We start from the raw sequence: 24,709 nt of genomic DNA on the forward strand, positions 1-24,709 counted from the left end.
GCGCGGGTGTCTTCGGAGAGGGGTGCATGCGGTCAGTGAACCTCAATGGAAACAAAGTATTTACCGAAGGTAACTGTCGAACCAATATAATGGCTCTATTGTCACGACGAGAGTACCTCCATTTATCGGGAGCAGCAGCAGCCTCAACCGGTTGTCTCGGGTTTGAGAATAACGACGTACCGGATTTAGCAATTTTCAACCGTCGGGATCAGGAAACTACAATTACTACGCTGGTTACTCGTCTTTCCGACAACCGAGACATCCTAAATAATACCATCACGATACTGAAAGATGGCAATCACGCGTACGAAAATCCAATCAACAGAGAAGGGGTACATCGTATTCGTGTATCCACTGAAGACGGCCAGGAAAACCAGTATGAATGGGACGCTCCATCGGATGAAGCATATGGCATTCACATCACGATAGATGGAGAAAATATAGAATATAGCGAGGTTGTGGCGTAACTTCATGCTCTAACCCGAAGCACGGTTCGAGAGTGGACAGACTTGATACTATCTTCAATTCACTCAACGCTGAGACAAACAAGTGGTACGTATACTCCCTGAGCAGTTGTTTTCACTCCTCGCATAGAACACACCATCTTGGAAATAGTTCTATGACGCGCTCTCTATGGCGATCAGGTCGATATCGGCGAGGAGGCCCCGAACCCGCGCGGTGAGCCGTGCCACAAACACTGCTGGGCAGGCTACACGGGTACGCCTGACTGGTTCGTCGACCACGTGTATAAGCATCAGCGAGTAGGGAGACGATGCCGTGCGGACCCGTTTTCGTGAACGTGAGTGGGTTGCAGCGGGAAGCCTGAGTTGCAGGACACCGACTACACAGCTGTCGTCGATTCTCCAGAGTCACGGCGCTACGGCAGCTGTATCGCCAGCCGCTGGATCGAACGGGAGATTGATGATGAGTTCGTCGAACCAGACGATCGGCCGCTTACGCTGGCCGTCCTCCTCGAAGAAAATAATGCCAAGCTGGGCGAGCCGACTGAGTTCCTCGTGGACGTTCTTCACGTCCCGGTCGACAACGCGTGCGGTCTCGTTGATGCTGGCTGGCTCTTCTTGGCGGATGATCTCGATGAGATCGAGAAGCTCAAACAGCAGGGTGAGGTCTACGAGCCCCGGACCGATCATCTCCGGACGACGTGAGACTACTGAACCACGGACCGACCATTTGTGGACGCTTCAACCGATCGTCTTCGCGTTCGAGGAACGTCGCTGCCATCTCGGCGAAATCCGGCTCGTCATCGACGTGGAGAATCCGAATCGTTTCCGAATCATCACCCATGTATTGAAGCTCGTTACTTAATTATCAGAGTGAATTTACTTAAGAGAATGGGGAAATCTAATCGATAACGACAAAGAAGAATGCGCTCGAGTCGAGATCGCGCCGGAAATAGATGCTGAGAAATGATACAGCACTATCTCTAATAGCGTGTCACAGAAACATTTACAGTCGATTTACTGCGGACAGTCTGGAGTGATGAATGTGAAAATTATGAACTTACGCTCTTGTGTAGCACATTGTTGATTTCACAGTGTTGCTTTGATGGCGTGTTTGAGCGCGTCTCGTCCCGGTTTTCGATATAACTCTCGGCGGAGCTGGAACGCTCTGAGATACTGCGTCAACTTGTCCTTGGAGATGCCTCGATGGGGCGAGAGCCACGCGTCGCTGACGCGACGCGTGGCTCTCGCAGGTGTTGACGTGTACCTCGTCGTCGGCGTATTCGCCGTCACCGTGGACGACGTATTCACGGTCGAATGCGTCGTCATCTTCGAGCGGTTCGTACGCCCGAAAGCCGTCGGTATAGACCGTGATTGACTCCTCTTTGCGGTCAGCAAGCAGGAGTCGAATCGTCGATTCGTCAGCGGCTTTCGCTGGGATCACGTACCGCAGTCCGGTGCCGCGATCAGCGATGATGAATACGGGTGGCTTGTCGCCATCGTACGAACCTCGCCCACGCGTGGACAGGCCACGCGAGCGCGACGGTCGGTCGCGCTCGCGGCCTTTCTTCCCGGCAGAGACGTACACTTCGTCGATTTCGACTGGCCCGACGAGATCGAGGGAAGGCGCATCGAGCGCTCGGGCAAAGCGCTCGATGCGCCGGTGGATCGTCTTGTGTGTCACCTCGATTTCGCACTGTAACTGCCGGAGACTCGTTTTGAACCGGAGAAACGCATAGATCGAGAACAACCACCGGCGGAGTGCAACTTTCGAGTGAGCGAAAATCGTGCCGGTCTTGTCGTTGAACGTGCGGTCGCAATTCTTACAGAGATACCGTTGAAACTCTCTGTAGCTGCCGTTTCTGACCGTGCGGTCAGAACGGCAGCGAGGACAGGTAACACCGTCACGCCAGCGAACCTGTTGGAGCAGGTCCGCTGCGAGCGATTCCGACCCAAACACGTCTAGCGGAATCATTCGTGTCGGGCACCGCTGACGCGGTGCCCTTGTCCTCTTTGACTCGATAGCTACCGCTCAGCAGTATCAACAATCGCCTACGGATGAGCGTTCTTCAAAGAGGTCCCCATCGATTTCAACTCTTCGTGGTGGCAGATGGATGCTATCTAATGAACTGACGCATAATTCGATATAGGGGCTTTCTGTTGGACACCGTTCGTGTTCTTTTCCACGAATGTAGTCCGCTAACCCTCTACAGCCCCGGATTCTCCTCTTTGGAAAATAGACGGGCAGAATCGGTTGAAACGGCTTATTCTTGATATCGTCACACGCAATCGAAAGAAGTCTTTTTAGCTGGTCAAGGCGAGTATACGATCATGGTCGAAACGGGACCGAACGTTCTCCTCATCATTCTCGACAGTGCTCGTGCGAAAAACGCGAGCCTCCTCGGGTATCATCGTGAGACGACCCCGTTCCTCGAATCGTTCGCCGAAACCGCGACCACCTACACGCAAGCACGGGCACCGGCTGGAAGGAGTCTGCCCAGTCATGCGAGTATTTTTTCGGGGTTGCTCCCACAGGAGCACGGCATCAATGACCTCAATAGCAAACTCTCACGGGAGGCGAATATCTTCGGTCAGCTACGCAATCGAGGCTATGAAACTGGGCTATTTACGGACAACCCGTATCTTACGGATCTCGATACTGGGCTTTCCGATAGTATCGATCTTGTCGAGAACAATAGAGACCTCTATCAGGAGGGTGAATCCCCGTCAGCGTTCGTCGAGGAAGCGTCTCTGAACCGGATGGCGTTCTTCCGCCGGGCACTCAACAGTTCTGCCCCTGGAAAATCCCTCCTCAACGGCGCTGCCTGGATGTTGAAGTGGCGATTCCCACGACTGGCTCCGACGGGGACTGTCTTCTCCCGTGGATTCACGTATGCGGAACGCTTCGAGGAGTGGTATACCGGGACGGACCGTCCATGGGCCGCATGTATCAACCTGATGGATACACACGTCCCGTTCCGGCCTGGTGAGCAGTATGACCGCTGGAACACGAGTGATTCGAGGAAAGCGTACAAGCGTGCGGATATGGATCGTATCCAGGACGGCGAACGATGGAAACATTCTCTTCTCGAAAACCGTTACGACGGGACAATACGGCAGGCTGATGCTGTTGTCGAGGAAATCATCACCGATCTACGTAAGTCCGGAGAACTAGCAGACACGTTCGTGGTCGTCACCGCGGATCACGGCGAAGGCTTCGGTGAGCGCCATCCCGTTCACGGGGCTCCTTCGATCGGTCACGGCGACGCAGTGGATGAGACACTGCTTCATGTCCCGCTTGTGGTACAGTCACCTGAACAATCAGACGGTGTGGTCGTTGAAGACCCAGTCGGTCTCGTTGACTTCCCGAGAGCGGTCGAACGTGTCATCGACGGTCAGACAGACGGGCCGACTTTCGAGACGGATCGCACACTATTTGCAGGTGGATTCGAAAATAACGCTTCGATAGACGTGGCCTACGAGAAGCATGAGTCTCAGGGCGTTCGCAAATACGTCCGGGGCAACCAAGGAACATGGACACTCCACGCACCGACTCCGCGAGCTTCCTATCAGGTAAGTGAGCGCATTCCGGACGGTATCGCGGATGCCATGGATTCTCTTTCACAGGAGTCCGTTACTAGTGAAGCCGACTCGGCGGTCCCGGAACCGACGAAACAACAGCTCAGTGCGCTCGGTTACACGGAGTGATGTGGTATGGATACGATATTGATCACTGTCGATGCGTTACGTGCGGATCATCTCTCGCAGTATGGGGCTAAGCGGGAGACGATGCCCGTTCTCGATGAGATGTTCGGGACAGGGGCCGTCCGATACGAGAACGCGTTCTCGAACGGTACCCACACCGGAATTTCTTTGCCGTCGATGCTGAGTTCGCGGTATCTTGCCGATCAGCCGGCAAAGCGGGGTCCGACTGTCGCTGACGCCCTTCCCGATGCGGTGGCCAGTGTCGGCGTCCACTCCAATACGTACTTTGGGGCGCGTATCGGTCGACCGTCCGGATTTGATGTGATGGAAGATTTCGAGATGGCGAGTGCTGAGCAAGCGGAGTCGGTTCGGTCGACCCCACACCGGATCTTTCGGAAGACGATGGATGCAGTTCGACCGACAGTGGAGCATCTCGGGATCAGAGACCTCGCAGAGGCAGTTCAACAGAAGATCTTTCCGGCGCGGTTCATTCACGAGTCGACAGCTTACGAGAGAGGCAAGCGGACGACCGACCGTGCCTTGGAATTGGCCGCGAAAGTAGATGGCGATCTGTTCCTGTGGGTTCACTATATGGACCCACATCGTCCGTTCTGTATGCACATCTCAGACCCAGCATACGTCGATCGGCATCTTTCAAGCGACGAGATTCATGACTTGATGTCAAGAGCGGGAATTACCCCGGAGTCCCTGTCGGACTCCGAACGGGGTTTGATTCGCGACCTCTATGACTCCGAACTGCGTTACACCTCCGAACAGATCAGCCGGCTCGTAGCGGGCCTCCGCAAACAGGGTCGTTGGGACGGTGCCCAGGTGATCTTCACGGCGGATCACGGCGAGGAGTTCGGGGAACACGGATATTATTTCCACCGAAATCGCCCATACGATGAACTCATCCACGTTCCCCTGTTCGTCCGAGGTCCGAACACGGCGGGCGGGACAGTCACGGAACAGAGAGAACTGCTTGACGTCGCCCCCACAATCTGTGCGGCTCACGGTGGAACGGTTCCACCAGCCTTTCTCGGTCGGCCACTCCACGAAGACGGAGATCGGCAGGTCATCGCTACTGGGTCGTTTCGTGATTCGACGCCCGTCGTGGCTGGCCGCTGGAACGGATGGAAATACATCGGCGCCGGTAAGGAAACGGAGCTATATAATCTCAGTGAGGACCCCGATGAAAATGCGAACGTAGCCGACCAACGAGCGGATCGAGTAGCGGAGTTTCAGCAGGAGATCCCGACACGACTCTGCGAGGATGACCACAGCAACGTACCGACGGACACCGACGAAGCGGTTACGGAACGACTGGCCGATCTTGGCTATCTGGAGTAGTTGTGATAGTGAAGCCTAAATACTGATTGGAGTAGTCTAGATACAATGGGATTCAGCGAGTGGGCGACAGAAACAATCGAACGCTTCCAGGAGCATTCGTTTCGCTTTGCGGCCAAGCGATCCGGGCAGGAGTTACTCACGGGCCTACTCAGAAGAGTGCCCGGCCCAGCCGGTGATCCGATTTGGGATCGAGAGTGGGACGTTTTGGTCATTCTAGATGCCTGTCGGTACGATGTATTCTCGGAACAGTACGGGGACGCTGAATGGCTCGACCATGTCGAACCGGTCACGTCCGTGGGGAGTGCCTCACCGGAATGGATGGAGAAAACGTTTACAGAGGAGTATCATGAGGAATCCTCGGAGACGATGTACGTCACCGGAAACCCGTATTCAGAAAGTCACCTTCCCGACAGTTTTCCGGGACATGTTGACGAAGTATGGCGATACGTTTGGGACAAAGACGTCGGTACGATCCCTCCCGAGGCACTAACGAATGTGGCGGTGGAGCACTATCGATCCGGGGAATATAATCGACTCATTATTCATTACATGCAACCCCATTGGCCCTACATCAGTGATCCGATTATGTACGGGTTTGACCCGTCCCATATCACGGGCAACGGGGGTACTGAGAACCCCTTTGATAAACAGAATCGGGGTGAAATATCGTCCGAAGAACACATGAAGCATTATGTATCTAACCTTGAGCATATTGTCGAACACTTACGAACAGAATTACTGACCGCAATCGATGCGGAAACAGTCGTTTTGACGGCGGATCACGCGACATTGTTCGGCGACTACGGGCTGTACAAACATCCAGTCGGTGTTCCGTTGCCGGTGTTACGGCGGGTACCGTGGGCAGTCACGTCGGCATCAAACAGTGGCACTTTTGAACCCACAGACATTTCGAAGGATGATCGAAAGCCTGCGGTTGATCGAGATGAACAACTTCGAGACCTAGGTTATCTTTGATATTGTGAATGTAGCTCCGTCCGTCCTCCATGGGATTTATTCGTAATCACTGGGTTTGGGTGCATATGTATGACGTTCGTTGACTGGGTTCGCGAGTCACGGCAGGCAATCAGAGAGGAAGGGGTTCACGCGGGTGTCGTAGAAAGCACGCGAAAATTCCATTATGGAGCGTTACGTAACGTTGAGCAGCGTCTTGCCCCCTATCTCAATGTGGGAACGAACGTTTTCGATCGGGAGTGGGATGTGCTTGCTATTGTCGACGGATGCCGGTACGATCTCATGACAGAAGTTGCACCAGAATTCGGCTATCTCTCCGAACCAGAACCGTTCACTTCTCTTGCAGGAGGATCTCTTTCATGGATGCGACGGACTTTTCGCCCCGATCGAGACTTCTCGAAGGTGGCTTACGTGACTGCAAACCCGTTTTCCTCACAGATACTTGACGAACGCGACTTCGCTGTTATGGACGAAGTGTGGCGATATGCCTGGGATCATGAAGTCGGAACGGTTCGTGCGGAAGCCGTGACTGAGGCCGCTGTCGACACACTCCGCTCTCGTGATGTCGACCGGGTAATTGTCCATTATATGCAACCACATCATCCGTTCGTCCCCAATCCACTTGCGGCAGGCATCAATCGGGAAGACCCGACGGAACACGAGATAACCGCCTGGGAAAAATTGCGGGATGACGAACTCAATCGTGAAACCGTCTGGAGTGCTTATCGCTCGAATTTAGCATACGTGCTCAGTAGTATCGACACGCTCCGGCAAAACGTGGACGGACCTCAATTGGCTGTGACCGCTGACCACGGCAATGCACTCGGGGAGTGGGGGATCTACGGACACGGGGATTATCCACTCCGGGCACTGCGTCGAGTCCCGTGGTGTACAGCGTCAGCCGCTGATGAACACACCATCGATCCTGATGTCGACCGTAATACCGTCGATCTGAACGTCGATGAACAGCTACGTGACCTCGGATATATGTAAAAATTATTACATATGGCAATACTACACGCACTTTCTGAAATCGCGGATCACTACGATAACAGATATTGGTGGCGTGAGCGCTTCCAAGAGCGCATTGTTAGTCCCGTTCTCGCCAGAATTCACGGCCGTGACGGTGTCGATGTCGCCGAACGTGAATGGGACAACCTCCTGATTCTGGACGCCTGCCGGGCGGACATGTTCGAATCCGTTATCGACCTCGGGGACTTCGATAGCTACGAGGAAGTGTGTTCACGGGGGAGTTCGTCGCCTGATTGGATCGCCGCGAACTTTGCTGACCGGGAACTCGGTGATATCGTCTATATCACGGCAAACCCCTGGGTTGCGAAAGAGGCCCCCTCCTCATTCCACAAAGTCGTGGACGTCTGGGCCGAAGAGCAGACGGGTGACGAAGAAATACACACTGACGAACTCGACCAGCGGGACCTGGCGACATCGCCTGCAGCTACCGTGACAGCTCAACGTCTCAACGGTGCCGTCGAGCGCGTCGCTGATGAACATCCCAACAAGCGGTATATCGTCCATTACTTCCAGCCTCATGCCCCCTGTATCGGCCTCCCCGACGGATCAGTGAAAGACGAACAGGAGATGGATCTGCTTCTCCATCCCGGAAAACCGCTTTACGAGGGACGTATCGAACGTGAGGCCGTCTGGGAAGCCTACGAGGAGAATCTTGCCTACGTGGTTTCACACGCCCGCCAGTTGGCGATCGACCTTGGCGGAAAGTCAGTGTTCACTGCCGATCACGGAGAACTGTTCGGGGATTGGCTCTGGCCGTTTCCGATCCGGGGGTATGCACATCCTCGAAATCTTCGACATCCTGCACTCGTGACGGTCCCGTGGGCTGAGCTGACCGTTGGAACTCGACGGCGAATCGAATCGGGAGCGACTTCCAGAACGGACATCGAACGCACCGCGGTCACCGAACAGCTGGAAAAACTGGGGTACATGTAGCGCGGTAGTCAGGGGAACGAAACATCGAATATGCCCCCAGTCATGCGTGGCAGTATGGCGGATCCCCGATACACGATCGCCGTGAGCAATTATAATATGGCGGATACGCTCACAGCTTCCTTGACGAGCGTTCTCGAACAACTTGACGATCGTTTTGAATTGATTGTTGTTGATGATGGATCTACGGATGGGAGCGTGGAACAACTACAGCGGCTCGAAAACGAGTATGACCTCCTTGAGGTCGTTACGGATGCCGGCAATGACAATCTCGGTGAAGCTCGAAACCACTCGTTCGAATTAGCCAACGGGGACTATGTACTCAGTGCTATCGACACGGACGACCAATTCACGCGATGTATTCCGGAATTCGTCTCCCTGTATCATCAACTCGAAGATGGCCGGGCAGACGATTTCTTGCTCCTCGCCGGGGGTCTCTATATGGCTCCACGTGATCTCCTATTGGAAGTCCCGTATCGCAGTCTCGGATATGGCGAAGACCGCGACTTCTATCGCCGTCTCATCGCCAGTGACGCGCTTTTGAGCATCAGTCATGTGCCGTTTCGCCACTCGATCGGGTATGATCGTTCGTTTTCGGAGAAGTTTCGTGTGGGATTCGAGACGATTGTCGTCCAGTTCCAGAGCGGTATCAGCTTCGGATCCTATCAACGATGGGCAATCTGGGAACTGCTCAACGACGGGGGTCAATTAGACCGCCACCGGGCACTGGCTCATGTCGTCCTCTCACCGTTCGCTTACATGCGTTCGTTGACCGAAGATAGATATGAGGCACCGCCCGAGTTCCGTGATATTGCCGAATACAAGAAAGCGCTTCGAGGGATTCACATGACCGCCTCCCAGCTTGAGCAACACCTCGGAATCGATATCGATTGGTCGGACATCGGGCCACGTGGGCGCGCCTTGTTTGATAAGGAAGACGTTGACGATATTATTGATTAATGGATATCGAATCAATCTGTGTGTTGGCTCCTCCAGCTGACCACGGTGGAATCGGTCGGTACGCGGACCAACTCAACTCGCGGATTGAGGAGCAATCTGACATCGAACACATCCCGTTTTATGAGGAAATAGGGGCACTCGATGTCGCTCAGGCAGCCGTTCGTGCCTCACACTACGATGTCGTACATATTCACTTCGAATACGGTCTGTTTCGACCGAAGCTTCTGTACGCGTGGCTATTTTTTCCGCTGTTATTTCTCGGTACCCGTCTTCGTGGTACCTCCGTCGTGGTTACTCTTCACGAAGTGTGGACAACGCGGACCGTCGGGCGTATTCAGTATGTTTACGTGTGGTTCGTCCACCTGATGTTGACAGGAACTGCCTCTCGGCTGGTGTTTATGTCCCAGAGCGCAAAGGATGACTTCCGTCCCCGCAATATAACCGAGAGCGAACTGATCCCTCACGGGGTCGACATTGACGCTGTTCGGGATATTGGCGTCTCGAACGCCCGTGACATATTTGAGTACAGTACTGACGAGACAGTGATTGCTCAGATCGGGTACGTCTCACGGAGAAAGGGAACCGATACGTTCTTAGAGCTTGCCAGGCGTCATCCCGAATACGAATTTCTGATTGCTGGTGGACCTCTTCGTGACGAAGACCTGCCGTATTTCGAGCGCGTCATTCGGGAGTCCCCGGAAAACGTTCAGGTGACGGGTGTGCTATCGGATGCATCCTTCCACGCTGCCTTCGTCGCTACTGATGTGGCCGTTCTCGCGTACCGGGACATCAGACAAAGCGGTATCCTGAACTGGTGTTTTGCGTACGGCGTTCCAGTCATTTGTCGTTCGATCGATCGATTTCGGGCCCTCTGTGCTCGAAGTGCGCCACTTCAGCTGTTCGGTGATGGGGACGAGCACCCGCCGATTGATACGGCACTCAGCATGGTTCTTGACGACGCCGAGACCCGGGGGCCAGCGATGCGGGACTTCGGCGAGCGATACGCTCTTTCTACGATTGCAGATTCGTACGTTCGCTTGTATCGATCTATCCGCTAAACCGAATCAACCACAGTCATAGACGACAGATTGTAACTTCGTTTCGAATTGCTCGTATCGATAGCGCTTGGCGAACTCCTGTATTTTAGCCCTGTCAAACTCAGATGGATCGAATGTCCTGATAGCGTCTCGTAACGATTCGACTGTCGGCTCGAACGGTATCCCAGTCACGCCATCGTCCACTTGATACCGTGTGAATCCTTCGTCGACCCCGATCAACGGCTTGCCGGCAGTCAGTGCCTCCGCACCGACAAGCCCGAAATCCTCATGCGTGGGGGCATAGATCACAGCGGTCGCTCGTGCGACTAGTGACTCGATGTCTTCGACAAACCCTCTTACTTCGATGTTTTGGTGCCCCTCAGCCATACGTTCAATCTTCTCCCGATGTTCGCCATCACCAGCGACGATCAATCGTTGATCAAGCTTTTGAAACGCTTCGACGATGAGATCTATCCGTTTCTCCTTGTCGAGCCGGGACCACGTGACAAAGTAGCCGTCGTCGGCGGTGTGACGCCAGTCCCCCGTAACGGGTGGGTAGACGACTTCCGCATCACGATCATAATAGCGCCGAATACGGTCACGGATGAGTTCACTGTTTGCGACGAACGTATCGACGTAGTCAACGGCTTCCTTGTCGAGTGCACGCCAGAGCTTCGCATATGCCCGGGCAGCAAACCCGATCGCGGGGTAATCAACCCGTTTCATCCTGTCCCGAAAGAGATCGTATAACCATCGGGGAGGACTGTGTGGGTAGTGGACGATCCGCTGATGTGTTTCGGGGACGTAGTACTTTGACAGCGGGGCGCTTTCCAGAAGAACGTCATATTCGGCCAGCTCGTCTGTCCCTTGAGTCATGTCTATCGCAACACTCGTCGTCTCGAACGGATTCATGCCACTATTTCGCCATTCCAGAAGACTTCCCGAGAGTCCCGTTGTGTATTTTGACTGCCGCATTGTTCGAACGTCGACATCATCGGGAATATCCGTCTCCTCGGCCACGTACATCGTATAGATCGGTGCGTCCAGTACTCGGGAGGCCTCAACCGCAAACGTTTCTCCGCCCCCCATACCGGGGAACCGATCATGTAGGATCGCGATATGGCCCTCACTCATGTGCGCCTCGTGTAGATTTGTTGTTATTTTTCAGAGACTCATCCAAACAGATATGCCCGAACATCCCTGTAGACGTAGGAAATAAATCCGTGAAAAGCCCATTTCCAGATTTTGTGACTTCCATATGAGCTTGTATCAGATACCTCGCTTAAGTATCTGATCCTCCAGAATGTTCTCGGACAGTCGCATTTTCGAGTCAGCAATGTATTTTCACTAGTCTTATGCGAGTGCTATCTCAGTATCCGTTAGTATAACACGAAAGACCACGTGATTTACTGACGGGCCCGAGAGGCAAACATCCTTTCACCTTTGAATCCCGCACACTTTTCCACCCTGGCCGCACACACACCATCAATGCGCGACTACGACGACGTTTGCGTCTTGATCCCGACCTACAACGAGGCGGGAGCCATCGGCGACGTCATCGACGGATTCCACGACGAGGGCCTCGACAATATCCTCGTCATCGACGGCGGATCCGCAGACGACACCCAGCAGATAGCTGCCGACCACGGGGCGCGCGTCGTCGAGCAGTCGGGTAACGGAAAGGGCCAGGCCGTCCGTGAAGCCCTGGAGTTCATCGACGAGCCGTACGTCCTCATGGTCGATGGCGACGGAACCTACGGCCCGGAAGACGCCAACGCCATGCTGGAACCACTCCTCACGGGGAAAGCCAACCACGTGATCGGCAACCGGTTTGCGGACATGGAGCCAGGGGCAATGACGCGCCTCAACCGCGTCGGAAACCGCCTCATCAATCGGGCGTTCGCCCGCATTCACGGCCGGGACTTCAAGGATATCCTCTCAGGCTACCGGGCGTTCACCCACGAGTCGCTCGACCGTTTCGGTCTCTCCTCGGAGGGGTTCGGTATCGAGACGGAACTCTCCGTCGAGTGTGTCAAACACAACGTCGCGACGGTTGTCGTCCCGATCCGCTACGAATCCCGGCCCGACGAGACAGAAACCAGCCTGCGCCCGTTCCGGGACGGTGGTGTAATCCTCCTGACACTCTACCGGATGGCCAAGACCAACAATCCCCTCTTTTATTTCGGAAGCGTCGGCATCGCGAGTCTGGTTGCAGGCGCCGGCCTCGGCGTGTACGTCGCCATCGAGTGGATCACACGCGGGATCTCACACAACGTCCTCGCGCTGGTCGGTGGGATCGCGGTCATCTTCGGCGTCCAGTTGCTCATGTTCGGGACGCTCTCGGACATGATCGTCAAGCTCCACCGCCAACAGATGAATCAACTCGATCGAGCGTTGGCTGGCGATCAGGACGGATCCAGGGACACACGATTCAAATCGGACACCGGACGCGCGACCAAAGACGGGACCGGAACGGACGCGTCGACCGCCTCGGAGACCGGAGCCAGCGCCCCTCGGGCAAACGACGAAGCGTAACTCGCCGCTGTCCGTCTTTCGGGAACGCCCCAGACCTCAAAACGGAAGCATCGACCGCAACTGACCGAGCAGACCGCTTGGGTTTTGGGCCCGCATTCGTTCGAACACCGGATGAGCAGCGTTCAGCAGTTCCCCCTCGCTCTCGAAGGAGTCGCGGTCGATTTCCTGTAAGACGTCTCGGAGCGTGATCGTGTTCCCCGAGGCGTTGTACGGGATTTCGAGGTCGCCGTATTCCGATCGCAGCCGCTCGCTCGTGGTCGGAAACGAGACGTTCTCCAAGCGGGCGTCGAGTGCCGGGATGCCGAACTCGATAACGTCAGGTTCACTGAGGTCATCGTCGGCAGGTGGACGGACTCCCATCAGGTATACACACGCCCCCCGAGCCTGTAAAATCCTGCGGGCGACATCGCCGTCAGGGCTATACCCAGCCAAGTCATTGTGCCGAACATGTCGGCGACGCCGTCCGGCCTCCCGTTCGCTCCCGTCACGGCCCTCAGCATCCGGTCGCTGGTCGAGTCGGTCCCGCTTTTGGCCTGGCAGGTGGTTCTCATTGGCGCGGTCGCGGTTTCGGTCGCCGTTCTGTATCGCGTCGCTCGACCCGGTGGTCGCTGGGGAGAGCGGTTCCGATCGCGATTCGTTCTCGGCCTTCCGTGGGGGACGTTGCTGGGTCTCGGCGTCGTCGTGTGCGTCTATCTCTTCGTGCAGGGTGGGTGGGGCCACCAGTACGATCCGGTGAGTCTCCCATTCCGTGCAACATCTTATGCGTATCCGCTGGGAGTGCTGCTGGCAGGGTTCTCCCACCTCGGATGGGGCCACTTGCTGGGGAACCTCTTCTCCGGACTAGTCTATGGCTCGATCGCCGAGTACGCCTGGAGCCACTATCCGACCGAGCGTGGTTCCCAGTCGTTTGCCACCCGACTGTCGAGCCCGTTCGTCAGGATCGGTCTATTCGTCGGTTCGATCGTGCTTGCCGGCCTCGTGACGGCCGCTTTCTCCTGGGGACCGATCATCGGCTTCTCGGGCGTGGTTTACACGCTGGCGGGCTTCGCGATCGTCTTCTACCCGGTCGCGACGGCCGTCGCCGTGGCCGGGTGGAGTCACCTCTGGCACCTCTGGGGGGCGTTCGTCGATCCCTACTCGATCGCAGAGCCTGCAGTCCGGTATTCGGGAGTAGGCTGGGCGAACACAGCCGTCCAGGGCCACGCATTCGGCTTCCTCATCGGGGTGCTCGTCGCGGCGATCGTCATCCGACGCCGCGAACGATCGGCCAGTCCAGGACGTATCTGGTTGGCGACGATGATCTACACCCTCGCCAACGGCCTCTGGAGTATCTACTGGTATCTTGGAAACGATCAGTACGTTCGTTTCGAGGGGATCGGGACTGCCCTGCTGTTCGTTCTCGCCGGATTGATCGTCCTCGCGGCTGCGGGATCCGATCGGACGCTGCTCGGTCGTCTCCCCGGCATCGAGGTCGATCGACGGCAGTTCCCACTCCCGTCGGGACAACTACTCGCCGCCGGTGTGATCGTCTTTACGCTGATCGCGATGTCGATGGTCGGGGTGGCGGTCAACCTCTCGGCCCCGTCGGGAACCGACATGCCCGATGACGCCGTCGAGATCCGCGACTATCAGGTCGCGTACGTCGAGAACGTGACGAACCAAGAGCTCGCAGTCGTCGACATTCCCCTGCTCGATCAGATCTCGGAAGTCCGGACCAGCGGCGTCGTCGTCTACAGCGAGCAACGCAAACTCTGGCACCAGGTTGTCTCGAAACGAGCACTCGAAGCCAGCGGGAGCGGGCAGGTCCTCCTGGGTGGTGTGGGGTGGCGACAAAGCGTCTCAGCGTACCGATCGGGCTGGTCGGTCGTCGGTGGCGATGTCACCTATCGCGTGTTCCTCCGGCCCGGTGGCAGGGACGAACGGCTCGTTTACACCTCGGAACCGGCCATCGCGGACCTAACCCTCGCCAATCGGAGTGTCGCGATCCGTCCGGCTACAGAATCGTTCGAAATCGGCGTCTCCCGGCGGAACGAGACCCTTGACGCTCGACCGCTCCCGGCTGAGGGTGGCAACGTCACGGTCGGCGGGATCACGTTCAACCGATCCGGCCAACAGCTCCATGCTACTGTCGACGGGACGTCACTTCGCGTGGCCAGTCGGCGGGTCCCGCCGACGAGGCGGTGAGAACACGCTCGGACGGGATGTTCCTCGGGCCGGCTGACTGGCGAAACGAATCGCCGACTGTCCCGTCGACACCCCCGAAGTCACGCCCACTCGATGCGGAACAGTTCGATGTCGATCGTCCGACTATCGGCGTCGTGGAACTCGAACTGCCGGGGCAAATCGAACGAGGACTGGTAGGCTGCCGTGACTGTGCCGTCGTTGTCCTCCGCAAACGCCTCGACGAAGTCCACGCTGCCCTCGTTGTGGATCGAGTAAGAGACATCCGCGATGTCGGCGGCCGTCCCCAGAAAGGCACGATCGGCGTGTTCGTTGCCAGTCTGTGCGCCAAAAGGCGGGTTCATCACGGCTGTTACCGGCTCGTCGGGACACAGCGGGACCTGCGTCGCGTCGGCGCGCAGCCAGGAGACGGCCGTTTTCGTCCCGACCCGGCGGCGGTTCTCCCGAGCCGTCTCCAGGGGACCGGGGTCGATATCGACGCCGATCACACGGGTTGCGCCCCGTAGCGCCCCACCGAGTGCGAGCATCCCGGTCCCACAACCCAGGTCGACGACGGTCCGACCGTCGAGATCGTCGTTGAGATCCGCGAGATGAATCAGGTGCGATGCGACTGCCGGTGGCGTACGATACTGTTCGAGAGCGGCCTGAGGGTCGTCGAACCCGACGACGACGCCGAGTTGCTGGGCCAGTTGCCGTTTCGTACTCATCGATGACCGACGCGTTGATCGACGCGTCTGCCGGACTGTGGCCCCCGTCGATGGAAAAGGCTTCGACGACGGCACACTATTGATCGAAACAGCGGACGACCCCCACTCGCCGGTCCCTGTCCCACCCCCGGCACCGTCAGAGTGCCAGCCTGCTATCAACCGTCCCGAGACGACCGATCACCACGGAGCGACCCTCAACTACTCCAGAGGTGTCGATCCTCCATCGACCTGGGGGCTCGATAGCCGAGTATCTCGTGATCCTGGGATTTGTGCCACGACGCCATGCGCTCGTCGATGTACTCCGAGCAGTCCATACAGTACCAGGTTGCCATGGTTGGTCCCTCCGGCGGAACGACGCCCGATCGCTGCGCCGCCCCTATACCAAATGATTGTTCGTGGTATAGGATAATCTTTCCGGTTAAATTCATCTGAGGGCAAGTATTGCTCCTTTGATGGGCCGCCCACAACAGCATCAAGGAGAAGAGACTACGTCTAAGGGTGGCACAGACCGGACGTTCACCAGGTGCCGTGGAAAGTGTCGAACGAGAGAGATTCGAGGGGTTTCTCACCGATCGCGATCTCGTACTCGCCGGGCGTGAGCATCGGCTGTTTGAACTGCGGGCCGTCGTCGGTCGTAATCCGGGGACAGGCAGTGTTGACGTACGCATCCAGCCCGAAGTTGGTGAGCTTCTGGGGCGTAACGTTGTTCATCGTCAGAAGGTAGGCGTCGTCGTTTTCTTCGACGATCTCGCGGGCGCGTTCGAGACGTCCCTGACCGATCTTTGTCGAATAGATGATGCCCCAGGTCTCGGCGTCCATCGCGCGGTGGATCGCCCCGTAGCGCTGTTTGATCAGGGCCTCCGCATCGGCGATGTCCACGACGTTGTTGACGGGATCGGCGATGACGACGTGTTTGTCTGGGTGGTCCATCGCCAATCCGAGCGGGTGGAACTTCCCGCCGCCGACATAGAGAATCTGGTCCGCATCGACGTCCGCCGAGGCGTAGTTACACCCCAGGACCTGGCCCTCGTGGGTCAGCCGTTCGTCGCCGCGTCGGGTGTGGACCTCGTAACCCCGATCCTCAAGGAAGGATCGCATCTCGTCGAACTTGTTCATGTGCTGGGCCGTCGTGACCAGGCCGATGTCTTCGTCCTCGTCGGAGTCGTCGAACTCCGCGAGGGACTCCTCCATAATCGGGAAAACGTCGACGTTCGAGAACAGCGGGACGTAGATGATCTGCTCGGACTCGTTCATCGGACTGTGCCCGAAGTGGACGAAGACGTCGCTGTGACGCATCAGTTCCGTGTCCAGATCACAGGCCCCATAGCAGGGCTCACCCGAGAGCATCACTGTCACGTCCTCGGGCAAGGTCCGCCGGAGGTCGTCGGCGACAGCCGGCCCGCGGCGCTTGAGTCCCTCGGGGAACTGCAAGCCGACGGTGTTGGCGTTTCGCTCCTCAACGGCATCGCTGATACGGTCGAGTTCGTAGTCCCACTCGCGGTCGTGTCTGAGCGCCATCCCCGTCGCCGTCAAATCTCCGGGGGACCGCTCGCTCTCCTGACTCATTGCTCGACGCTAGCGGATCGGCGCGTAAAACGGCGGCGTTCCCGGCACAGAGCCCGGTTTTTGCCACGGTAGCACGTCACGTTCGGTCTAGACAGCGAGCCACTATCTACTGATTGTTACATTACTCGACAGCCTTCCGGAGATCTTCGATGTGAGATTCGAGGACGCGAAGCGTCGCGTCGGCGTCGGCGTATCCCTGTTCGTACTCCTCGAAGGCCGCGTCTGACTGGTTCAGAAACTGTTCGACTGCAGATTCAGGATCGGTCATACTGGACAATGTCGGCCCAACCCCTCAAGGATTCGGATACGTGACGAGCCCTATCGGACGGCGTAGGAGATTTCGCTGTCCCGCAACGCGTCGGTTACGCGCCCGACAGCGTCGGTCGTCGCGACAACGACCACGTCCAGCCCGCGGCTCGCAGCATCGGCCGCGACTTCCCCTGCAGCGAAGTGCGTCCGCGAGTCGATGTCCATCTCGCGAAGAACACCGACGGCTTCGACGCCCGCCGCCGCCACGAGGTCGGCACCCTCTGTCGCCTCACGGATTCGCTCGTAATCGGGCGTCTCGTCGGACCGGACGGGCGGGACCTGGATGATGTCGACCTCGCCAGGCTGGAGTTCGATAACGCCCTCGAAACCTGTGACGCCCACTACTTCGCCGGCGGCGGCGTCAGTCGTTGCAACGCCAGTCGCACTGTCCTCACCCGGTCTCGCGCGGAGCAGCCCTTCGTCCATGAACAACGAGACGGTATCACCCTCCTGGACACTTTCGACGGCGACCGCTGCGTCCTCCTGGACGCTGCCCAGAACGTCCTCGGTGACGTGGTCGGCGAACCGCCGGACGTCGGTGGCCGCCGAGAACAGCCAATCGACGCCCTCGTTTGTAGCCCGATACCGGGAGCGCCCTTCCTTCTCGACGAACCCGTCCTCGACGAGATCACGGATGTACTCGCTGACGGCCTGGCTGGTGACGCCGACCGCATCGGCGATCTCGCCCTGGCTGACTGCTGGCTGGCGCTCGGCGATCTCGACGAGGATCCGAAAGCGGGTCGCCGCCCGCTTGTTATCGAGGACATCGATCATGCCCGGGAGGTCGGTTTGCTCGTTCATAAACCCCGCTCCCTGCCGTCGGTCGGACTTACATGGTCCCGGTTCAGACGACGACACGTTTACCCCACCGGTCATCCTTCTCTCCGACGATGGGACCGACGTATCGGGACCGTGCGGTGATCCTCGATGAGACACTCGTGCTCGCTGATCTGCATCTCGGGCGAGAACAGTCCTCGAACGTCGAGCTATCTGTGGGGTCCGAGCGCGCGATCGTCGAACGCCTCGGTGATCTGCTCGACACTCACAACATTAGGGAGGTCGTCATTGCCGGTGATGTCCTGGAATCATTCGACTCCCTGCCCCCCGGTGTTGCGTCTGCTTTCGAGCGTATCGAGGACTGCGCCGTCGAGCACGGCTGTCGCCTGATCGTCACGCCGGGGAATCATGACGTCATGCTCGATGCCCTCTGGGACGGCCCGGCCCCAGCGGAGTACGAACTCGAAGACAATGATACAGTCGTGCTTCACGGTCACGAACTCCCCGAGACTGACGCCGACCGGTACGTCGTCGGTCACGATCACCCGGCGATCGAGATCGAGGGACGAAAGCGACCGTGCTATCTCCGCGGTGCCGGCGCCTATCGCGGGGGCGACGTCCTCGTCTTGCCGGCGTTCAACGGTCTCGTGGCCGGCGTCCGGATCAACGGCATGACAACGGCGGACTTCCACTCGCCGCTGATCGGGAATGCCGACGCGTTCCGGCCGATCGTCTGGGACGACGTGGCCGAGGAAACACTCGCATTTCCGCCGCTTGGATCCCTGCGCAATTACCTCTGAGCGCTGCCAACAGTTTTGATGCCGGGCAGAGTATCAAGACGTATGGACGCCGCCATCGCCATCCTGCTCGTGTCGCTGCTCGTGATCGGTATTCTGATCGTCCTGACCCGCTGGCTCGTCCCGAAATCGCTCACCGAGGAACCAACAAAACACTGACTCCCGTCCCGACTAGCGGAGACGACGCTTAGACGCCCATCCCATTCTGGAGGGCCCCCGCGGCCACGCGGCCACTCTCGAGTGCGCCCTGAATCGAACACCAGCGTGTGTAATCGCCTGCCAGGACGACCGGCCCGTCGGGTGCGTCCGGGTCAGGCAGGCCAGCCCGGAATCCGGGTGGTTGGTCAAACTGTGCGAACGGCACACGTTCGGTTCGTAGATGTTCGAGGTCAGCCACGGTCCGTTCGGGGTACCACGACGACAGTTTGTGGCGGGTTTCCTCGAACAGTTGCTGGTCGTCGGTCGCCGGGACGCCAAGAAACGTCGCGGCCAGGAGTTGTTCACCCTCCGGAGCGTACTCCGGCGCGACTGTCGACAACTGAGCGACCTGATTCGGTCGATCGTCGATCACGTTCAGCAACAAGCGCTTCCCGGTGTCAAGCGGTGTCTCCGACGGCAAACTCACATAGACAGTCGCACAGCCCCGTGTACCGTCCGGCGTGTCGACACCGGTGAGTTCCTCGGCTGTCTTCGGGTCTGTCGCGACGACGACTCCACCGGTGCCAATCGTCTCGCCGTCGACAGTGACGGCGTCTGCTTCCACCGCTTCGACAGTCGCGCCGGTTTCGATATTGACGCCAGCATCGCGGGCGCGTTGAGCGAGTTGTTTGGGGATCTCCGCCATACCCTCGGCCGGGACCGTCGCCCGGCCCTCGCCCAGCATCTTGAATGTGTACTCGAAGACGCGTGCGTCAGTCGAGAGCGACCGGTCGAGCGTGATCCCACCGTAAAACGGCGCTACGAAGCGTTCAGCGAACGCCTGTGAGAAACCACGAGCAGCCAGATACGCTTCGATAGTCTGACTCGGACGGCTGGAGCCGATGATCGCCGTCGGATCGGCGTTCGCGAGTTCACGGCGGAGCTTGAGGATCCGAAGTTTGTCCGCGAGCCGGATCTCCCGGTTGAACAGTGTCTCCGTCAGCGCCCCGGGATCGCGAAACGGATCCGAAAGGACCGACCGCTCGTCGGGCCGCGCCAGCGTCGCGCCAGGATCGAACCGCCGGAGTGAGAGTGCGTCGAGGTCGAGTTCTCGCCTGACGGCCGGATAGCTGTCGAACAGAACCTGAAATCCCCGGTCGAACGTGTAGCCGTTCTCCCGCGTCGTCCGGACACGACCGCCGACGCTCGACTCGCGCTCGAAGACAGTCACGTCCAGACCCGACCTCGCGAGGTGACGCGCCGCGACCAGTCCTGCGAGTCCGCCGCCGGCGACGACGACTTCTGTCATGGCCCGACCTACGAACCCGACCGGGAAAATCCTCCGGGGCGGAAACTGGAATCCGACGCACGTTCGGGGCGACCGGACAGCACTTGTCCGCCCCGCCCACAGGGGCACGTATGGACGATGCCCCCGTCAGCCTGTACTGTCCGGACTGTGCGGAGATGATCGAGTATCTGAACGTAACCGTGACCTGTCCCGACTGTGGGGGAATACTTCGGGTTCGACTCGATTCGAGCGCGCTCCCCGACACACCCGACGAACTGGGCGATCCGGGACGATCGGGACTCGATCGATTCGCCTCTCTGCTCGGGCTGGATTCCACGGTATCCAGAGGCATTGGTGCGGGTGGATCGACGCCCGTCGAGTGCTCCTCACTGGCGATGGCGACCGACATCGAGACGCTCTGGATCGCTGACGAAGGGCGCAATCCGACCGGGAGCACCGCGGATCGGGAGATGGCGTTCGCGATCGCGGCGGCAGCGAGTCGAGAGGCCGAGCGGGTCGTCCTTCCCTCGACCGGCCACGCGGCACAGTCCGCGGCGGCCTACGCCGGTCGGGCGGGCATCGAGTCGCTGGCGTTCGTCCCCTCGCGAACGCCGTTCCTCAACAAGGCGATGGCGAACGTCCACGGCGGCGATCTCTCGGTCGTCGAAGGACGATACGGCGACGCACTCGCAGCGTACAAATCGAGAGACGAGAACGGGTTCCCGGTCGATCCGCGGTCTCCCTTCCGCCGGCTCGGCGCAGTGGCCCTGGCCTGGGACCTGCTCGCCGGACTCGACTGGATTGCCCCCGACGTGATCGTTCTCCCAGCCGGTCACGGACACCGGATCGCCGGTCTGGAAACTGGTCTCCGGGCGGTGGTCGACGCCGGCCTGATCGAAACGATGCCTCGCCTCTACGCCGCCCAGCCGGAGGGGTGTGCCCCGATCGTTGCTGCCTACGAATCGGGGGCTGTCCTCGAACCGACCGCCGCGCCCGACTCCATCGTCGGGCCGCTGGAAATTCCGGACCCCGCGCTCGGACGATGTGCGATCGAGGCGATCAAGGATAGCGACGGGGGCGCCATCGAAGTGACTGACGACGACGCCCTCGCCGCCGCCGTCGAGGCGAACGCCACAGGAGGTGTCGAGTGTAGCGCAACGGGTGGCGTTGCACTTGCTGGGGTAGACGCACTCGTCGGCGGAGAGATCGACACCGACGAATCGGTACTCATCGTAGATCCGCTTGCGGTGGCTTCAGAGAGCGACATTTTGCGGAGCCACCTGATGAGTCAAGGCATCTGATCGAGAACAATCAATCAGGGAGCCGTTCTGCCTGGCCTCAGCCGATGTACCGAAGGTCCTCGTCGGCCGGGCTGGACGGTCCCTGTTCCATCTCCTGGATCTTGCGGACGACCTCTTCCATCTCGTCGGCCCGTTCTTCCAGGCTGCTGTAGTCGACTTCGAAACCCAGCAGGTCCTGGAGGACCTCCAGGACGGCCTGGGCGCTCTTGGGATCGACCAGATAGCCAGATGTCTCGCCCATCAGACACGCGGCAGGCGTGCCCTGGCGCTTGCCCATGCCGAGCAACAGCCCGGAGACGCCGACGATCCCGCCGGCCGGTTCGTTCTCGCGAAACGCCACACCGGCCCCTTCGAGGTCCGCCGTCATATCGTCGGTCGTCGCCGCTCCGATCACGTCGTACTCCTCGATGAGTTCGCCCGTCGGGACGCCCCCGAGCGCGATTATCTCCTCGACACCGAATGACTCGCCCACGTCGAGGAACGTCGAGACCAGGCCGTAGTGGCCCGCGTTGTCTTGGGCCTGGTGGTTACCCGAGAGGACGAGCAGATCTCTCCCCTCGTCGGGCGTCACAGCGTGGAATTCGGCGCTGGCAAGTTGGACGTCACCGTCCTTGACGGACACCTGCGGCGGAAAGTGCGTCGAGTAGACCCGCCTAACGAGTGTACTGTCGAGTTCTTCCAGTAAGTGTTCGACGGCGAGTTTCCCGACGTGGCCGACGCCGGGAAGCCCCTCGACCAACACCGGTGACTCGAGGTCGACTGCCTCGAGTTCCTCGATCTCGTAATCGTCCATACCGCCTATTGCCGGTTGCGGCGCTTAAGTGCGCGTCGATACTCGCCGTTCGGATCCTCCGGCGAGAACGGAGCGGGCGCGCTGTTGACGGTCCGGGACCCACACTCGGGACAACTCGAGGAAAGCGAATACACAGGGCGCTCGTGTTCATCTTCCCAGGCCGAACACACCCGGATGTCAGCTTTCATTCCTCTTCGACGTTGCGCTCGCGATGGAACTCGGCAATTCCGCCGTGCTCGGAGATCTCGTCGCTTGCACGTTCGGCACTCGCTTCCAGCTGGGACTCGGCGGTCTTGTAATCGGGCGCCTGGACCTCGATGCGATACTCCGGCGAGCCGACGTAGGTGACCGCCAGGTCGATCTCTTCGGGTACCTCTCCGTTCCCCTCGGCCGCCTGCAAGGCCTCCTTGATTGCGTCGACGCCGTCACTCGCCGGACACTCGAGATCGATGTATCCGGTGACCTTCACATACGGCACCGAGACGTTCTCGCGGGCGGCCTCGACGATCGCGTCTATCTCGTCGTCGTCCAGACCGGTGTCTTCGAGCGCCTCCGAGCCGTGGATGGCCGCTTCCTCGAAGCCATCGTACATCGAGCCGAACCCGGCGATGAGTTCCTCGGCGATCGAAGCGTAGCGCTCGTCCTCGATGTCCTCGCCGAAGGCGATGGTCATCCAGTTGTCGGCCTTCTGCTCGTTTTTCCACTCCTGGATCTTCTCTTTGCGCTGGTGGTCGTTGACGTCCTTGATCGAGAGGTCGATCTGCTGGGCGCTCTCGTCGACGTCTAGGACTTTCGCGACGACGGTCTGACCCTCGTTAACGTGGTCGCGGACGTTCTTAATCCACCCGGAGGCGACCTCGCTGATGTGGGCCAGCCCGCGCTTGTCCTCGTACTCCTGGAGGTCGACGAACACGCCGAAGTCCTCGATCTCGTCGACGCGACCGACGACGAGTTCGCCCGGATCGGGCCAGCCGCTGAACTTCATCGTTGCTCGACGGTCTCGACTACGTCGCCCTCGATCGTGGCCTTCCCGCCAGTCGGGCGGGCCAGCGTGTTCCCACACACCGCGCAGGCGACCTCGCTTGCGGCCTTGCCGAAGACGACTTGTTCGTTCTCACAGTCCGGACAGCGCACGCTGTAGAAGCTTCCCGGCATGATTTACTCCTGGAACTCCAGTCGGCCAGCGCGCCATCCTTCACGAAGGTGGGCGTTGCCACACTCCGAGCAGCGGTATGTGAGGTTGGTCTTCTTCGTCGGTTTGTCGCCACCGGGAACCTTCGAGAACTTGCCGTCGTTCCCGATGCCCGACTGACGCTCACGCTGGCGGCCATTGACTTTCGTCATGCCCGTTGCACGGCCCTGTCGGACCTTCTCGACCTCGTGTTCGTGATGTTCGTTACAGTTGGGACAGTAGGTGTTAAATCGGCGTGGCATCTCCATGATATCGACCTTGCGGGTGGGTTGGACAGCGCCGCTTAAAACCCGTTTGGTTCAACGCCGGTAGCGGCCCGTCAACGACTCACAGGAGGCCCGGATCGGCCCTGATTGACGCCGGCCGTTGCATGCTCCGAAGCGCTTAATGCCGCGTTGGGCCAACCCGGCCATATGAAGCGACTCATCGTCCATGGAGATCCCGGGATTCGGAAGGACACGGTCATCGAGTACGACGGCGAGGAGTACGTGTGCTTCGGAATCGCCCGTCAAGGGGACTGGCACGGTCCGGATCGCCCGCAACTGTGGTGTACTGTCGGCGGCGAGGACGAACGAGAGGACTTCGAGTTGCGGAACTTCGTGCCGATGCACTTGGAAACCCTTTCGGCCGATGCCGAGGCGATCTCAGTCGTCGAATCCGCCTGATCGGTTTCGGGAT

The 24,709-nt window shown here is 58.8% G+C and carries 28 protein-coding genes and 1 pseudogene; 13 read left to right on the forward strand and 16 right to left on the reverse strand.

What is annotated here, in order from left to right; all coding sequences use genetic code 11:
- Nucleotides 1–89 precede the first annotated feature (89 nt).
- A complete protein-coding gene (locus tag BN2694_RS03805; protein WP_135662752.1) occupies nt 90–467 on the forward strand; it encodes a hypothetical protein in 378 nt (125 codons plus the stop codon).
- A 402-nt stretch (nt 468–869) separates the two neighbouring features.
- On the opposite strand, the gene BN2694_RS03810 is transcribed toward BN2694_RS03805, so the two are convergent.
- The 3 genes and pseudogenes from BN2694_RS03810 to BN2694_RS03820 form a co-directional block, all read right to left on the reverse strand.
- Complete coding sequence (locus tag BN2694_RS03810) at nt 870–1,121, reverse strand: HVO_A0114 family putative DNA-binding protein (protein ID WP_449272215.1); 252 nt, start codon at nt 1,119–1,121, stop codon at nt 870–872.
- Nucleotides 1,111–1,305, reverse strand: coding sequence for a hypothetical protein (locus tag BN2694_RS03815; protein ID WP_135662754.1), 195 nt, complete (start codon nt 1,303–1,305; stop codon nt 1,111–1,113). Before BN2694_RS03815 ends, BN2694_RS03810 begins: the two co-directional genes overlap by 11 nt.
- Nucleotides 1,306–1,550: 245 nt before the next feature.
- Nucleotides 1,551–2,436: pseudogene (locus BN2694_RS03820) on the reverse strand (IS1595 family transposase).
- Between the two features lie 356 nt (nt 2,437–2,792).
- Here BN2694_RS03820 and BN2694_RS03825 point away from each other — a divergent pair.
- The 7 genes from BN2694_RS03825 (at nt 2,793) to BN2694_RS03855 (ending at nt 10,468) form a co-directional block, all read left to right on the forward strand.
- On the forward strand, nt 2,793–4,169 hold the full coding sequence (locus BN2694_RS03825; protein WP_135662756.1) for a sulfatase-like hydrolase/transferase: 1,377 nt from the start codon (nt 2,793–2,795) through the stop codon (nt 4,167–4,169).
- 6 nt (nt 4,170–4,175) lie between these two features.
- Entirely contained in the window at nt 4,176–5,516 is a 1,341-nt protein-coding gene (locus BN2694_RS03830) for a sulfatase (RefSeq protein ID WP_135662758.1), read from the forward strand.
- 45 nt (nt 5,517–5,561) lie between these two features.
- The gene (locus tag BN2694_RS03835) at nt 5,562–6,491 is read left to right on the forward strand and encodes a hypothetical protein (protein WP_135662760.1); all 930 of its coding nucleotides are present in this window, start codon (nt 5,562–5,564) and stop codon (nt 6,489–6,491) included.
- A gap of 360 nt (nt 6,492–6,851) precedes the next feature.
- Nucleotides 6,852–7,481, forward strand: coding sequence for a hypothetical protein (locus tag BN2694_RS03840; RefSeq protein WP_210408908.1), 630 nt, complete (start codon nt 6,852–6,854; stop codon nt 7,479–7,481).
- 12 nt (nt 7,482–7,493) lie between these two features.
- A complete protein-coding gene (locus BN2694_RS03845; RefSeq protein ID WP_135662764.1) occupies nt 7,494–8,453 on the forward strand; it encodes a hypothetical protein in 960 nt (319 codons plus the stop codon).
- A 54-nt stretch (nt 8,454–8,507) separates the two neighbouring features.
- A complete protein-coding gene (locus tag BN2694_RS03850) occupies nt 8,508–9,410 on the forward strand; it encodes a glycosyltransferase family 2 protein (RefSeq protein WP_280176665.1) in 903 nt (300 codons plus the stop codon).
- Nucleotides 9,410–10,468 (forward strand): glycosyltransferase, encoded by a 1,059-nt coding sequence (locus BN2694_RS03855; RefSeq protein WP_135662768.1) that lies wholly within the window; start codon nt 9,410–9,412, stop codon nt 10,466–10,468. Before BN2694_RS03850 ends, BN2694_RS03855 begins: the two co-directional genes overlap by 1 nt.
- A gap of 6 nt (nt 10,469–10,474) precedes the next feature.
- Here the strand turns inward: BN2694_RS03855 and BN2694_RS03860 are convergent, their stop codons facing one another.
- Entirely contained in the window at nt 10,475–11,581 is a 1,107-nt protein-coding gene (locus BN2694_RS03860; protein ID WP_244605354.1) for a glycosyltransferase, read from the reverse strand.
- Nucleotides 11,582–11,935: 354 nt separating this feature from the next.
- Between BN2694_RS03860 and aglJ the strand changes: the two genes are divergently transcribed.
- On the forward strand, nt 11,936–12,982 hold the full coding sequence (gene aglJ / locus BN2694_RS03865; protein ID WP_135662770.1) for an S-layer glycoprotein N-glycosyltransferase AglJ: 1,047 nt from the start codon (nt 11,936–11,938) through the stop codon (nt 12,980–12,982).
- A gap of 36 nt (nt 12,983–13,018) precedes the next feature.
- Here aglJ and BN2694_RS03870 read toward each other — a convergent pair whose 3' ends face one another.
- Nucleotides 13,019–13,342 (reverse strand): DUF5789 family protein, encoded by a 324-nt coding sequence (locus tag BN2694_RS03870; RefSeq protein ID WP_135662772.1) that lies wholly within the window; start codon nt 13,340–13,342, stop codon nt 13,019–13,021.
- Nucleotides 13,343–13,429: 87 nt separating this feature from the next.
- On the opposite strand from BN2694_RS03870, the gene BN2694_RS03875 reads away from it, so the two are divergent.
- On the forward strand, nt 13,430–15,166 hold the full coding sequence (locus BN2694_RS03875; protein WP_135662774.1) for a rhomboid family intramembrane serine protease: 1,737 nt from the start codon (nt 13,430–13,432) through the stop codon (nt 15,164–15,166).
- An 80-nt stretch (nt 15,167–15,246) separates the two neighbouring features.
- Here BN2694_RS03875 and BN2694_RS03880 read toward each other — a convergent pair whose 3' ends face one another.
- The 5 genes from BN2694_RS03880 to BN2694_RS03890 form a co-directional block, all read right to left on the reverse strand.
- Entirely contained in the window at nt 15,247–15,870 is a 624-nt protein-coding gene (locus BN2694_RS03880) for an METTL5 family protein (protein ID WP_135662776.1), read from the reverse strand.
- Between the two features lie 194 nt (nt 15,871–16,064).
- Nucleotides 16,065–16,202 carry a hypothetical protein gene (locus BN2694_RS16960; protein ID WP_167879955.1) on the reverse strand — a complete coding sequence of 46 codons (138 nt, stop codon included), beginning with the start codon at nt 16,200–16,202 and terminating at the stop codon, nt 16,065–16,067.
- 184 nt (nt 16,203–16,386) lie between these two features.
- A complete protein-coding gene (gene dph2, locus BN2694_RS03885; protein WP_135662778.1) occupies nt 16,387–17,436 on the reverse strand; it encodes a diphthamide biosynthesis enzyme Dph2 in 1,050 nt (349 codons plus the stop codon).
- Nucleotides 17,437–17,557: 121 nt separating this feature from the next.
- Complete coding sequence (locus BN2694_RS16965) at nt 17,558–17,704, reverse strand: hypothetical protein (RefSeq protein WP_167879956.1); 147 nt, start codon at nt 17,702–17,704, stop codon at nt 17,558–17,560.
- A 50-nt stretch (nt 17,705–17,754) separates the two neighbouring features.
- Complete coding sequence (locus tag BN2694_RS03890) at nt 17,755–18,519, reverse strand: DUF7839 domain-containing protein (RefSeq protein ID WP_135665430.1); 765 nt, start codon at nt 18,517–18,519, stop codon at nt 17,755–17,757.
- A 116-nt stretch (nt 18,520–18,635) separates the two neighbouring features.
- On the opposite strand from BN2694_RS03890, the gene BN2694_RS03895 reads away from it, so the two are divergent.
- A complete protein-coding gene (locus tag BN2694_RS03895; protein ID WP_135662780.1) occupies nt 18,636–19,322 on the forward strand; it encodes a metallophosphoesterase in 687 nt (228 codons plus the stop codon).
- A 184-nt stretch (nt 19,323–19,506) separates the two neighbouring features.
- Here BN2694_RS03895 and BN2694_RS03900 read toward each other — a convergent pair whose 3' ends face one another.
- Nucleotides 19,507–20,766: an NAD(P)/FAD-dependent oxidoreductase gene (locus BN2694_RS03900; protein ID WP_135662782.1), complete on the reverse strand. Its 1,260-nt coding sequence runs from the start codon at nt 20,764–20,766 to the stop codon at nt 19,507–19,509.
- Between the two features lie 110 nt (nt 20,767–20,876).
- Between BN2694_RS03900 and BN2694_RS03905 the strand changes: the two genes are divergently transcribed.
- Nucleotides 20,877–22,046 carry a pyridoxal-phosphate dependent enzyme gene (locus BN2694_RS03905; protein ID WP_135662784.1) on the forward strand — a complete coding sequence of 390 codons (1,170 nt, stop codon included), beginning with the start codon at nt 20,877–20,879 and terminating at the stop codon, nt 22,044–22,046.
- 37 nt (nt 22,047–22,083) lie between these two features.
- Here the strand turns inward: BN2694_RS03905 and BN2694_RS03910 are convergent, their stop codons facing one another.
- Genes BN2694_RS03910 through BN2694_RS03930 form a run of 5 tightly spaced genes read right to left on the reverse strand, consistent with a single transcriptional unit; the run spans nt 22,084 to nt 24,279 of the window.
- Nucleotides 22,084–22,839, reverse strand: a complete 756-nt coding sequence (locus BN2694_RS03910; protein WP_135662786.1) for a proteasome assembly chaperone family protein — start codon at nt 22,837–22,839, stop codon at nt 22,084–22,086.
- Nucleotides 22,840–22,844: 5 nt separating this feature from the next.
- Nucleotides 22,845–23,027 (reverse strand): RNA-protein complex protein Nop10, encoded by a 183-nt coding sequence (locus BN2694_RS03915; RefSeq protein ID WP_135662788.1) that lies wholly within the window; start codon nt 23,025–23,027, stop codon nt 22,845–22,847.
- Entirely contained in the window at nt 23,024–23,824 is an 801-nt protein-coding gene (locus BN2694_RS03920) for a translation initiation factor IF-2 subunit alpha (RefSeq protein WP_135662790.1), read from the reverse strand. The genes BN2694_RS03915 and BN2694_RS03920 overlap by 4 nt, the downstream gene beginning before the upstream one ends.
- Nucleotides 23,821–23,994 carry a 30S ribosomal protein S27e gene (locus BN2694_RS03925; protein ID WP_135662792.1) on the reverse strand — a complete coding sequence of 58 codons (174 nt, stop codon included), beginning with the start codon at nt 23,992–23,994 and terminating at the stop codon, nt 23,821–23,823. The genes BN2694_RS03920 and BN2694_RS03925 overlap by 4 nt, the downstream gene beginning before the upstream one ends.
- Nucleotides 23,995–23,997: 3 nt before the next feature.
- Nucleotides 23,998–24,279, reverse strand: coding sequence for a 50S ribosomal protein L44e (locus tag BN2694_RS03930; RefSeq protein ID WP_135662794.1), 282 nt, complete (start codon nt 24,277–24,279; stop codon nt 23,998–24,000).
- Nucleotides 24,280–24,444: 165 nt separating this feature from the next.
- Between BN2694_RS03930 and BN2694_RS03935 the strand changes: the two genes are divergently transcribed.
- Nucleotides 24,445–24,696, forward strand: a complete 252-nt coding sequence (locus BN2694_RS03935; RefSeq protein ID WP_135662796.1) for an HAH_0734 family protein — start codon at nt 24,445–24,447, stop codon at nt 24,694–24,696.
- The last annotated feature ends 13 nt before the right edge of the window (nt 24,697–24,709 follow it).

This window comes from Halorhabdus rudnickae, from assembly GCF_900880625.1.
Classification (GTDB): Archaea; Halobacteriota; Halobacteria; order Halobacteriales; family Haloarculaceae; genus Halorhabdus; species Halorhabdus rudnickae.